Origin of the sequence: Steroidobacter sp., from assembly GCF_036402275.1 — a bacterium.
Classification (GTDB): Bacteria; Pseudomonadota; Gammaproteobacteria; order Steroidobacterales; family Steroidobacteraceae; genus Steroidobacter.
On record NZ_DASWTF010000041.1, the window covers coordinates 229,858 to 242,533 of the forward strand.

The following is a 12,676-nucleotide window of genomic DNA, read 5'->3' on the forward strand; positions in this document are numbered from 1 at the left end:
AGGAATAGCCATGGGACTGCGCCGAACACTGCTGTGTATGTCACTGGTCCTGGCCATGACAGCTTGTGAGCGCGCCCCGGTCGACAGCACGCCCGTTACGGAATTCGTCGTTGGCAAACACGATCGGTGGCAGGCCGGCACGCATTACGAAGTCTTTGAGCCGCTCGCCGGGATGGCGGGCGCGAACGGCAAGGTCACGGTGGTGGAATTCTTCTGGTACGGCTGCCCGCATTGCTACACGATGGACCCGCATGTGACCTTGTGGAATCGCAAGAAGCAGCGGAACGTCGAGTTTCAGCGCGTTCCTACTCTCTGGGGGGACCTCGGTCCGCAGCACGCCCGATTGTTTTATACGTTGCAGGTGCTGGGCCGCACCGATCTCCACGGGATCATCTTCGACACCATCCATGCCCAGGGCAACAGGCTGGCCGCGAGCGACGAGCAGCAGACATTGCAGATGCAGCTGGAATTTGCCAGGCAGCACGGCATCGACCCGCAGCAGTTCATGAACGCGTACGGCTCGAATGAAGTCGAAATGCACCTGCGCAACGCCGAGCGATTGTTGAAGCACTATCGAGTCACCAAGCTGCCGACCCTACTGGTGAACGGAAAATACAAGACCGACGTGAGTCGTACCGACCGCAGGGGCGAAGCGCTCATGCGCCTGGTCGACGATCTCACCGAGCTGGAAGGCAAGACGGTTAGGACTCCATAGTCCCGTCATCGTGGCGAATCGCTCACTATGGCGACGACATGCTATTCGAAGAGTGGTGAGGGTTGCTCCATCCCAAGCGTTCCGCGAGCGCTTCCGAGAATCGGACCGCAACGGGGCGCAGCCTGCCGCCCGGCGTAGTATTCCTGAGCGCTCTGTAGCCTTCAGTGGATGCAGGTAATACCGAAGAAGCGCTACGCGATGTTCCTGCGGTCCCGATTCGGGTTCGAGTGAGGTGATCTACTTCCGCGGCCTGGCCTGGCTTGGCTGGCTAGATCAGTTCCAACGTTCGCCTTGCCGTGTGCAGCAGGATAAGATTCGATTCCCGCCCCGAGTTACCCGAAGGAACGGAAACGAATGAATCGAGCACTGCTCGGCGTCTGCCTGGCCGCTGCATCGTTCGCCACCACGGCGGCAGACGGGGTCAGCTTCGAACGCGCCCAAAAGGCCGTCGAACAAGGTGAATTCAAGTCCATCACGAGCATCTTGGTCGCGCAGGACGGCAAGGTCGTCTACGAACATTACTTCGATACGCAAGGCGCCGAGGGACGCCGGAATACCCGCTCAGTGACCAAGACTGTTGCGGGAATGCTGGCCGGGATTGCCATCGCCGATGGGCACATTCCCGGTGCTTCCGCCCGCATCTTCGATTTACTCCCTGCTTCGCGCCGGAAACACATGCTGAACAAGGATCGCCGCAAGAGCTCCATCGATGTCGAGGACCTTCTGACGATGTCCTCGATCGTCGAATGCAATGATCAGGATCAGTTTTCGCGTGGCAACGAGGAGCGCATGTACCTGATCGAAGATTGGGTGCAGTTCTATGCCGACCTGCCGGTGCAAGGATTTCCCCCTGGATGCCGAAGCCGGCTGACTCTCCTTATGGCCGTAGCTTCCGATACTGCACGGCCGGCGTGACCACTCTTGGCGAGGTCATCCAGACGGCCGTGCGCGAACCCCTGCCGGCGTATGCGCAGCGCCGCCTCTTCGACCCTTTGGGCATCGAGGCGCCGGAGTGGCCATTTTCGCCGTTGGGCCTTGCCCAAGCGGGAGGCGGGTTGGCTCTGCGGACTCGTGACCTGTGGAAGCTCGGGCAGTTGTACCTGGACGGAGGCCGCTTCGGTGGACGGCAAGTTGTACCGCAGGAATGGGTCCACCAGTCGCTGTCTGCGAAGGCAACCGCACGTGAAGACGCCGACTATGGCTATCTATGGTGGCTGATGAAGATTCCCAACGGCGATTCGATCATTACGGCCCCGACAATGTCGGGGTCCGGAGGCAATGCGGTGTTTCTGCTCCCTGAGAAGCGAGCAGTCGTTGTGATCACCACGACCAACTTCAACGAACGACAGCCGCACGCCTTGACGCGCACGCTGCTCACCCGCGATCTGATTCCTTCGCTCTAGCGAATGACTGACCCGCACCAGGTGCACAGTGGGCATGCGAAAGGATGCTTTCGAGACGGTGCGGGCGAAGGCATTTGCTATGTTCCTGGTCGTGTTCGAAATTCATGCCGGCGATGGCGATCAGATCGTGGCGCCACGTTGCCACGAGCACAGTAGGCTTAGCCATCGGAATCGACTGCTGAGACTATTTGAGGCGAATCGCTGTCAGCGTGGCCTGTGCATTGTCCCGTCTCGCCGGTGAGGCGATGAGCAGATACTGATGATTGGCGATGGCAAGCGCACCGGGGCTTGCATAGCGCCATACCTGTTGGTGGGTGGCGATATCGATCGCATATACCGCTTGGTCCGTACTCACGAACACCACATTGTTCGCGGCAACGATGTTCCGAATGAACGCTTCGCCGGACGGCGCGGACCATGACCACAATACCAGCCCGGTCTGCTCGTCGAGTGCATCCAGGCGCCCGGTAGCGTTGCTTGCGGCAATCACCTGGCCTTGCGTGGCTGCTGGGGAGGTCAGATATTCATCGGTGGATGTCCAGCTAATGACACCATTGGCGATGTCATAACGAATCAGTGCGCGATGAGCGAAGTTCTCTTCTAACGCGACGCTGGCTAAGAACTGGCCGTCGCTGAAACATACGATGTGCCCCGGGGAGCTGATCATTGGCGCGCCATAATAGGCGTAGTTTGGGTACTTGTTTCGGCCATCCGCGATTTGACGCGCCGGCCGTCGTAACGCTCTGGTCGTGCGATGAGCTCTATCAGAGAAACGGAATAGAGCGAGCATGGATTGCGCACGTCGCTCCCGACGCACCGAGGATCTCTGGCTCGCGGCGCTGAGGGCGCTTGAGGCGTCGGCCGCTCAGCAGCTTTCACCGCGGGATCGGTACGCGAACAGGCATTCGCTCCGAGCAGGGCTGATAGCATGATAACTGCAAGCCGCATGAGAGGACCAAAATTTACGACGGTTCCATCATGGTACAGCACGGGCATGGCAGTGGTGCGCCGAGCCGCGATGTTTGCTGCGTGAGCCATGACGAGCCCGGCGTGACGGATGACGTCGTCAGGAGCGAAGCAATCAGACACGGCATATTGTTCCATCGGACGTCGCTCAAGCCGGCAAAATGGGAGCCTCTGAGGCTGCCGTTTGTGGAATCAGGAGAACGGCGCCCCGTGCGACGGTCCCCCGCGCTCAAGTTTGCGACTAGGGGTATTCGCGCGTGTGAACCAACGCGACAGTTCTCGGACCGACTGATTGAGAACTTGCGCCCACAACGCAAGCCTGATTGACGGTGCCGACCCTGCGGCAGTAGCGTGTTGTGGCCGACGTTCACAAGAACAAGTCAACGAATGCCATCAAGCGGTCAACAAATTTACCGTGGAGAACGCCAATGACCGAAGTGATTGCTGCGGACTATGGGTTTACCAAAACGACTGCCGGCCAGGAGACACGATTCGTGCTCGGCAAATCTAAACAGCTGCAGCGCAACCTGACTGTCGTGAAGTGGCTCGGATACATCGTCCTGTTTCTCATTTGCGCGGCGCCCGGCGGCTGTGTCGGTGGCAAGGCTAATAGCTTCACTGTGGGACTCTTTGCGACCGGCATCTTCTTCATCGGGGCCTTGCTGGTGTTCAGGTTCCTCGGACGCGTCCTCAAGGTCAGCACCACATCCCCGCCGATCGCGGTGACTCCATCAACGATTGCCCTCGGCCCCAGAACCTACAGCCTGAAAGATGCGCGAAATTGGCACATCGGCAACTCGCGAGACGAGTCAACCGAGATCTTCCGCAGCGGCTCGCAAGCCATCACTCGGGACATGGCCGCGGCCACCGCGTTCTACATCGCGTTCAGCTATGGCAACGAGAAGATCGTCGCGGCGCACAATCTATCCGAAGGTCAAGCGGATGCGCTGTTCCAGGAGCTCATGCAGGCGATGGGGCAGAAGTAAGCTCCGCGGGCAGCGAGGACTGAGTCTGCCCATGGGTCGCCGAAAGAACCTCGACTTCAGCAAAGTCGAGGTCCGAGCCACACGCGTCGCGGACGGCTTCTATGTCATGGTGCGGACTCAGTGGAGTGGTGTCGACGAAGCGCTAAGCGCTGTTTCTACAGTCCCAGTCTGTGTCCGCGATTGATCGCTCTCGAGGCCGGTGGAATTCAGTGGCCCTCAATGGATTGTTGCGCAGAGGGGATTTGAACCTGCAGCTGTATGACCGACTCGATGTAGTTCAGTCTTCTGTCGCTTGACCCAGAGATCTTCGGCTCGTTTTGTTTCAGGCCACGACCCAGCAAATGTCACCACCAGTTTCGGAGGCATTTTGGTGACCCATCGAAACTTCTGGGTCCAAATTCTAATCAAAGGCTGGTTCGAATCAGGGTCCCGGAGATCTATTCGTTGACTCCCGGTAGCCAATGTTGTCCCGGCAAATGGTTCGAACTCTTCCCGTGTGACCGTAACCGTGCGGCCTGCGAAGTATTCGAGATCCATGGTTCGGGCGTTTCGCAGGAGATTTGCCGGGCTACGCCGTCTTGGATAGGTTGGGCTGGTGCTCACGGCAGTGTCGCGATGAAGGCGTTCACCTCTTCCAGCACTTCCTTCTGATTCGACAGAAAAACATAGTGATCGGCTCGTTCGATGCGCACCGCCCGGGCCTGAGGAAGGTCGCGTTGAAACAGTGCCATTTGTCTCTTGGCTCGCTCATCTTGGAACCACGTGTAGGCTTCAGAATTCGAGCGGGCTTCCCGATCGCCTTGAGCGACGGTGCCTGGGTCGTTCATGGCAGCGAAGATACCGAGCGCCGGTACGCGAACATCGGTGTATTTGCGCTTGGCCGCTTCCATCTGGGGGCCAACGAAAGGCGGGCGACGAAATTTCATGAGGGGGCGGCCGTCCGCATCCGTGGCCAGCATCATTCGGAACTCCGCCTCGGGCAATACAACTTTTGAGCCCCGTGCATACCACGCCTGGAGCGTACGAAAACTGTCAAGGTCCGCCGGCGTCGGATCCGGTCGCGGTGGGCGACCGTCTTCGATTCTGATCAGCCTTTCAAAAATGGCCTGAAGCTGAGGCAGGTTTTCCTGAAGCATCTGCCTGGCGAGCGGGCGCGAGTCCCAGGGCTCAGCCATGAGGTCATCGAGCCTCTGCTCGAAGTCACGCAGTTGCCGTTTCCATTCGACAATTTTGTAGAACCCTTCTGCCTCGTAGTCCGGGTCTAGCGAATGGAACGCGTCGAGGTAGATCACTCCGGCAATCTGCTCTGGGTAGCGGGAAGCGACATTGCTCAGTTCGAATCCAGCGTAGGAATGTCCCATCAAAACGGGCTTAGTGAGCTTGAGCGCGCTGATGACGGCGACCACGTCGTCCCCCAAGCGATCGGCGGAGTAACTGTCTTCTGGAATGCTGGAAGGCGGAGAACCTCTGCGTGTCACCGCGTACACTCGATAACGCTCGCGAAGCTTCAGCGCGAAATCATCGAACACATGGCCGGTGTTACCACCGCCAGCGAGTAACACGATGGGCCGACCCTTTCCACCCCAATCGAGCGTTTCCAGCTGAACGTTCTCAGCGACTGTACTGAACCTCACCTTGTGCGGCGACGGATCGCGCCATGGCGCGGCCTCGGAGGCACGAGCCCAAGGTACAAGTAATACTGAGAGCAGCAGAGCAATGCGGGGAAAGCTGCGCGTAAGACCCATTTTGCCACCTATTCCTGCTGGACGTGCCTGCCACTTCCGTCGTGCGCAGCGATCTTACCGCGAGACCTCGAATTCCTCATACGCGAGTTGCGGATCAATTGAACATCGGGATAAGAGATTCAAGCAACGCTTCGGATTCAGACTAACGCCGTCAGCGTCTGGCTGCTCGCGAACGGAACCCAGCATCGCCGAGTTTCCTGAGAAACGCCGAATTTTGGATTGGTGGCATGACTGATGTGGAAAGATCGTGCGTTCGTTCACTTCGTCACAACTGAACGACGATACGCTTGCCCGCATAAGTCACTTGCTTGGTGGCGCGCACAGGTTCGAATCCGCCTCGGCCCGCGGCAGTCATCACCGCGATATTCAGCTTGCGTTGTTGCACCATGCCCGGAAAGCTGCCTTGGCGCGCGTCGATCGTCAGCGTGCGTGCATGGTCATTCCAGACCAAGTGATACGTTGCCCGCTGGCCTTTCTCGTACGCGTAGGTTTCGTTGTCGTCCTCATAGATCGTGAACCGCGCATCCGCACCCGGATAGATGCGCACCTCGAGCGGCGCTTCCGGCGCTTGCGTCGCATACTGCACTTCCGGTCCCATCGGAACGATCGAACCGGCTCGAACGTAGAGCGGCAGGATGTCGAGTGGCGCCTGCCGCGTCACCCACTCGCCGCCTGCGAAGCGCTGGTTCGTCCAGAAGTCGTACCAATCCGCGCCTTTGGGTAGATAGGTCGCCATCGACAAGTTCAGGGCAGGTGCAGGCGCATTCAGCGCCTGTCGTTCGCTCGGCCGTCGCCACGCAAGGCGCAGCACACGATTGCCGTCGATTTGGTAGTACTCGATCGCGACCTTGATGACCTGGCCTTTGCGGAACGTCTTCGTCGTGCTCTTGTACCGGGCTGCACCCGCGTTCCAGTCCTCAACCACCGTGTTGTCGTCCAAGATCAGGCGATAGCCATCGTTGCCTTCGATGCCGATCTCGTACTCGCCGTCCTCGGGCGCCGTCAGCGTCCCTTGCCAGCGCGCCGAGAAGTGCGACAGGGTCGATAGCCCCGCAGGCACTTCGGCCAGCGGCGGGTCGGGCCAGGTGTGGTCCACTCTGGTGTCGATGAAGCGGCTCTTCGGAGTTTCGAAGTTCTCGCCTTCGAAATATTGGCCGGCGAGTCCGGGTTGACCGTCCGGCGTGCGCAGATATTCGGTCGGGATCGTCGTGGCAGGCGGCGGCAAGAGGTGATACATCGCCCGCGTGACCGGATGGACGAGCAGCGACGGGCCGAACATGAAGCTGTCGTCGATTGTGTGGATGGTGCGATCGTCGGGAAAGTCCATCATCAGCGGCCGCATCAGCGTGTAGTTGTTCGACGTGACCTGCCAGCTCAAGCCATAAATGTACGGCAGCAGGCGATAGCGCAGGCGCGTGCTATTCAGTAGAGAGCCATAAACCTGCGGGTCCATCGACTTGAAAAGATAAGGCTCGCGCTCGACGTTCGTGCCGTGGATGCGCATGATCGGGTTGAAGGCGGAGAATTGCAGCCAGCGTGCGTACAGCTCGCGCCATGCCGGGTTCTTCTCGCCGCCGGGGAAATCGGCAACGAAGAATCCGCCCGCATCCTGAGTCCAATAAGGATTGCCCGTCACGGTCACGTTGACGCCGTCGGCGACCTGCTGTTTCAGCGTCTTCCAGCTGGCGAAGATGTCTCCGCTCCACGAAGCGGCGGCTGTGCGCTGGGCGCCGGCCCAGGCCGAGCGTGTCAGCGTGAAGACTCGCTTGTCGTTGCTCGCGCGCTGCCCCTCATAAGTGCCCTGCGTCGTCAGCAGCGAATAGGGATTGAGATAGCGCGTGAAATCGCCAAGAGCATTCGATCCCAGCGCTTTCGTATCGCGGATGTTGTCCTGCGCGTTCCACATCGCGCTCGCGACTTCGATCTCGGTGCCGTCCATCCACAACGCATCGACACCCTTGTCGAGCAGCCCCGATTTGATGTGCTTGAAGTAAATCTGGCGTCCCAGCGGGCTATACGCGTCGTACACGCGCGCATGTTTAGATATCCAGTGCAGCGGCTCGAATCGCAGCCCATGCTCGTCCAACTCGCGGGCCAGCGCAGTGTCGTTACCGATCGACGGCCAGATCGATACCATCAACTTGAGATTCATGTCGTGAACCTGGCGAATCATGCCGGCTGGATCGGGATAGCGGGCTGGATCCCAGATCATCCCGCTCCAGCTGCCATCCTTGTCCGAGCCCCAGTACTGCCAGTCCTGCACGATATAATCGAGCGGGAAGCCTTCCTTCCGGAAAGCGCGCGCGACGTCGAGTAACTGGTCCTGCGTCTTGTACCGCTCTTTGCTCATGAACAGGCCGAACGCCTGCTTGGGATACATCGGCGCCTGCCCGGTCAGCGCGCGATAGGCGCCGATCACCGCGTCGGGCGTCTCGCCGGCCATGAAGTAATAATCCACGCCACCGGGTGCGCTCTCGGCCCAGAGCGATGCACCCTCGCCATCATCTTTGAACCGCATCTGGGAATACGTGTCCCACATCACCCCATAGCGCCGTGACGACATCATGACCGGGATGACGATGCCGACATTGGTCTGGACGAGCAGCAGCTCCTTGCCGCGCCGGTTACTCTGGTCCTCGCCGTTGAAACCGAAGCCATAGATCGCCTCGTCGGGGCGCAACGTGAAGACGTTGCGCGCTTCCAGCGTCGGCGCGCCTGCGATCGTGACTTTCTTCAGCGCCTGCGGCGCGTCTGCCTTTTCCTCGGTGTAGAGCCCGCCAGCAGCATCGAAGAAGCGTAGCGCGCCGCTCGCTTTGCTGATCTCGATGCGCAGCATCCCGCTATCGATCGTCAGTGCGTGGTCACTCTCGCTCAGCGTGAACGGAATGAGCTGCGGCTTGCCGATCACGACCAGGCTCGGCGCGGTCCAGTAGTTCTCGCCGAGGTTGGCGTTTACTCGCACCGTCCTGGGCCCGTAGAAGATCACGTTCTTGGTGGTAGCGCCCACGCGCACCTGCACACCACTTGCCAGGCGCACATAGGTGAACGCACCGTCGACCGGCGGCGACACTGCTTTCAGATGACCCTTGTCGTCGAGCCCGGTCGCTGCTACAGCGGCCTGACGCGATGGAGCGTCTGAAGCGGACATTTGTGCGGCGGCTGAACTCTCCAAGCAGAGCACAAGCATTGCCGCCCACGCAGTAGCCATCCAACCGATCGTCCTCATTGAACAAATCCTCCAGCCTCACGGTGCGCGCGCGGGGCGGCTCCACTTTCCAGCCTCATGCAACAGTCAGCGGTCGCTGACCACAGCGGCATTCCAAACCATTCATCGCCGGCAAAGCGATGGCAGGTGCATCGCCAATGAGTGTATACGCACGGCCGATCTACAAGGTAGCGCTACCTACATGCTGGCCGAGGCGGCCGCGATCTCAGTGCAGCGGGTTGATCAACTGCCCGCTGCTGCTCAATCATCGACGCACACAGACGGTTTGACTTTTCAACGGGCTCACTTGCGTGTCGGGTTGCCGTCCATTCGCGTACGAACTTCCTTCAGCAACGGAATCGGACTCATGTGGAAATGTGTATGGCTGCGGTCGGCAATTTCATCGCGACGGCCAAATGACAGCGCTAGTATTTTTAACGCTACCGAAGCCCGACTCAGCCGCGGGTTACCCGCTAGACGGCAGCCGGATCAGCGGCCTGAGCAGGAGGACGCGGGCACGCTGCCCCATGCGTCAGCTCAGAAAAAGCAGCGATTTGAATCAATAACCAAATGGTGGATGGGGGTGTTATGGTTGAGAGAAGTCTTTCGGCTGTGCCTCGTAGCCCGAATCTGACAGCGGCGGTCCATGCGGTCCTGGGCCATGCCAATCTGGCCATGACGGCTTCATTGCTCACAGTCGCCATGGCGGTATCGACCGGGGCCAATGCGCAAAGCCAAGCCGCGCAGGCCACCCAACCGGCGGATCGCAAGCTGGAAGAAGTCGTTGTCACCGGCCGGCGCCAAGCCATCCAGGACGCCGACGAGCGCAAGCGGAATTCCGAATCCATCATCGATTCGGTGCTGGCGGACGACGCGGGCAAGTTGCCCGACAACAGCATCACCGAAGTGCTCCAACGTGTGCCGGGCGTGACGATTTCCCGCTGGGGCGGCCCCGAGCACTTCATCGCTGAAGGTAACGGCGTGCAGGTGCGTGGTCTCTCCGGTGTTGCCGCACGCGTGAATGGTCGCGAAGTAATCAGCGCAAACGGTGGGCACGGGCTGTCATGGTCGGATGTCACTCCCGAGCTCATGGCGGGTTTGGATGTTTACAAAAGTTCCACTGCCGATCTCATCGAAGGCGGCACGGCTGGACAGATCGACCTGCGCACCAAGATGCCGTTCGACTACGACGGCTTCGCTGCGCAGATTTCCGCCAACGGCGAGTACGGCGATTTTCGCGAGACTACTTCGCCCTCGGCGTCCGCTCTGGTTGCCAACACTTGGGACACCGGCATCGGCCGGATCGGGGTGCTGCTCGATGTGGCGTACGGAGAATACGCATCACGCTCGGATTTCGCTGCGATCGAGCCGTACTACAGGCAACGCGTAGGAACGGAGGACCGTTATATCCCGGGCGGCTTCACCTACGGTTCCTTGGAATTCGAGCGCACTCGCAAAGGCGCCTATGCAGCCCTGCAATGGCAGGTCAACGACAACCTGCTGATCGAGCAGACCTACTGGAACTCACGTTACGAGCAAGAGAACGTCGGCCATGGCGTGTTCGTCACGTCGAAGCTGCTGAGCGTGGACCCCAACGGCAACAACGTTTTCGATGCCGCCGGGGGACTGATCAAGTCCGACAGCGTGTATCTGTACGATCCGGTCAACCTGGGTACGCCCGGTGGCACGTTCGGAGCGAGCGGCAACGCCGGTATTGGCCACCGCGAAAGCGACACTCGAGATGTGAGCACCGCCTTCAAGTTGAGCTCCGACAGCGGCAGGTGGGCGCTGCGCGGCGCGTTCCAGGCGGTGGACTCCACGGCGATGGTTTTCGGCTACGACGTGTTTCCCACCATACCGTTCGCCACCAGCGGTTTCGGGATGGATTTGAGCGGGGAGTTTCCGGTCATCAGCATGCCGCCGGCGACGCAAGCGAATCTCCAGGATCCAAGCCAGTACACCTACATGGCGACCATGGATCACATCGAAGACAACGATGCGGAGATGCGCGCGGGCAACCTGGATTTCGACTTCACGATCTCCGAAGACGGGTTCTTCCGCTCGGTACAGGTCGGTGCGCGCCATGCGGACCGTACGGAAGTCGATCAGACGTCGGGTTACAACTGGGCGGCCCTGGGTGTCGGTTGGAACGGATATGACCCGGTGTCGTTCGCCGAGGGCCGTCCCGGCGATTACCAGGCGGGGGCGTTCGATAATTTCTTCCGCGGCAAGGTGCCGCTGCCCGGCAATGTGCTGATGCCCAGCTTGGAAATGGCCCGTCGGGCGGACTTGCTCGGCGATCATGAACGCTATGGCAATCCGCTGGAGCACGGCATCGAGTATCAGCCGTGGGAGCGTGCTGAAATCGACGTGACCAATACGGCCGCGTTCGGCTTGCTGCGCTTCGCCGACGACACCGGCCTGTTCGGCATACCGTACAAGGGCAACTTCGGTGTCCGCTACGTGCGCATCGAGACCGAATCGCAGGGCTTCTATCATCAGTTCGGCCGGACGTTCATGGATCCGCAGACGAATGTCTCGCACACGCTGGCGGACTTCGGCGTCGAGTTGTCGGGCGGCCGCACCACCAAGAAGTGGTTGCCGAACATCAACCTCCAGTTCAGTCCCACCCCCGAGACCAAGCTGCGTTTTGCTTACAACGAGACTTTGGATCTGCCTTCGGTGCGGGACTTGAGGGCCAACGGCTCGCTGGATGTTTTTTTCGTCCAGGACAGCGGCGGCGGCGGTACTCCCATTCCCAAAGAGTGGGTCGTCAACTTCGGCAACCCGGAACTGAAGCCGATCATCGCGGAGAACTTCGATGTATCCGCGGAGTGGTATGCGAAGCCGGGCACGACCCTGCATCTCGATCTGTTCCACAAGGAGCTCGAGAACTGGCTGGTCTACAGCAACACCACGCAGCCGTTTCCTGTCGTGTTCGCGGACGGCACCACCGGCATGCTGCCGGTGAACTTCAACGGTATCGACAATTCTTCGCGGGCGGCGACGGTGAAGGGTGCGGAGATCGGCGTGCGAACTTACCTGGACATGTTGCCGGGGGCGTTTGCCGGCATCGGCGTGGAGGCCAACTACACTTACATCGACAGCCGCAATCCGGGCGACGTGTACTACGACATCAACGGTCAGCCACACAACGACGCGCCGGTGCAAGGATTGTCGAAGAACTCGTACAACGTCGCCTTGCTGTACGACTACGGCATATGGTCCGCCCGTCTGGCCTATAACTGGCGCAGCGAGTTCCTGTTGTCGGTGAACGCCAATGGGTCGAACGGCGATTACAACTACTTCAGCGCCAGCACGCCGACGGGCACCAACTGCGCGCTGCCGTCGAGCACCACTTGCGACTTCATCGATATCGCGTTGCCGGTGTACTCCGACTCGTACGGTCAGTTGGATTTCGGCGTGACGGTGCGCCCCTCCGACCGTTGGTATGCATCGTTCCAAGTCGCGAACCTGACCGATACGATCGTGCAATCCCAATTCGGCGGCTACCCGGGAGGCAAGTACAACCGCAACTGGTTCACCACAGATCGGCAGTTCAATCTCGGTCTCGGTTACAAGTTCTGACCGATGCGAGTCCGAGAGGACGAGCAAAAGGGAATCCCGCGGGATAGCGACAGGTGGAGCCCATGCGA

The 12,676-nt window shown here is 60.0% G+C and carries 8 protein-coding genes; 5 read left to right on the plus strand and 3 right to left on the minus strand.

From position 1 onward, the window contains the following. Positions 1-10: 10 nt before the first annotated feature. The 3 genes from VGD45_RS26300 (at position 11) to VGD45_RS26310 (ending at position 2,118) form a co-directional block, all read left to right on the plus strand. Positions 11-715: a thiol:disulfide interchange protein DsbA/DsbL gene (locus VGD45_RS26300; protein ID WP_331158351.1), complete on the plus strand. Its 705-nt coding sequence runs from the start codon at positions 11-13 to the stop codon at positions 713-715. A gap of 354 nt (positions 716-1,069) precedes the next feature. After that, positions 1,070-1,630 (plus strand): serine hydrolase domain-containing protein, encoded by a 561-nt coding sequence (locus VGD45_RS26305; protein ID WP_331158352.1) that lies wholly within the window; start codon positions 1,070-1,072, stop codon positions 1,628-1,630. Beyond that, the gene (locus tag VGD45_RS26310; protein WP_331158353.1) at positions 1,627-2,118 is read left to right on the plus strand and encodes a serine hydrolase domain-containing protein; all 492 of its coding nucleotides are present in this window, start codon (positions 1,627-1,629) and stop codon (positions 2,116-2,118) included. Before VGD45_RS26305 ends, VGD45_RS26310 begins: the two co-directional genes overlap by 4 nt. Positions 2,119-2,302: 184 nt before the next feature. On the opposite strand, the gene VGD45_RS26315 is transcribed toward VGD45_RS26310, so the two are convergent. Then, entirely contained in the window at positions 2,303-2,908 is a 606-nt protein-coding gene (locus VGD45_RS26315; protein WP_331158354.1) for a PQQ-binding-like beta-propeller repeat protein, read from the minus strand. Positions 2,909-3,440: 532 nt separating this feature from the next. On the opposite strand from VGD45_RS26315, the gene VGD45_RS26320 reads away from it, so the two are divergent. Continuing rightward, positions 3,441-4,070 carry a hypothetical protein gene (locus VGD45_RS26320; RefSeq protein WP_331158355.1) on the plus strand — a complete coding sequence of 210 codons (630 nt, stop codon included), beginning with the start codon at positions 3,441-3,443 and terminating at the stop codon, positions 4,068-4,070. Positions 4,071-4,669: 599 nt separating this feature from the next. Here VGD45_RS26320 and VGD45_RS26325 read toward each other — a convergent pair. Together VGD45_RS26325 and VGD45_RS26330 are read right to left on the minus strand one after the other, a co-directional pair. After that, positions 4,670-5,815: an alpha/beta hydrolase gene (locus VGD45_RS26325; RefSeq protein ID WP_331158356.1), complete on the minus strand. Its 1,146-nt coding sequence runs from the start codon at positions 5,813-5,815 to the stop codon at positions 4,670-4,672. A gap of 265 nt (positions 5,816-6,080) precedes the next feature. Further along, a complete protein-coding gene (locus VGD45_RS26330) occupies positions 6,081-8,963 on the minus strand; it encodes a TIM-barrel domain-containing protein (RefSeq protein ID WP_331158357.1) in 2,883 nt (960 codons plus the stop codon). A gap of 732 nt (positions 8,964-9,695) precedes the next feature. On the opposite strand from VGD45_RS26330, the gene VGD45_RS26335 reads away from it, so the two are divergent. Next, positions 9,696-12,608, plus strand: coding sequence for a TonB-dependent receptor (locus VGD45_RS26335; protein ID WP_331158358.1), 2,913 nt, complete (start codon positions 9,696-9,698; stop codon positions 12,606-12,608). The last annotated feature ends 68 nt before the right edge of the window (positions 12,609-12,676 follow it).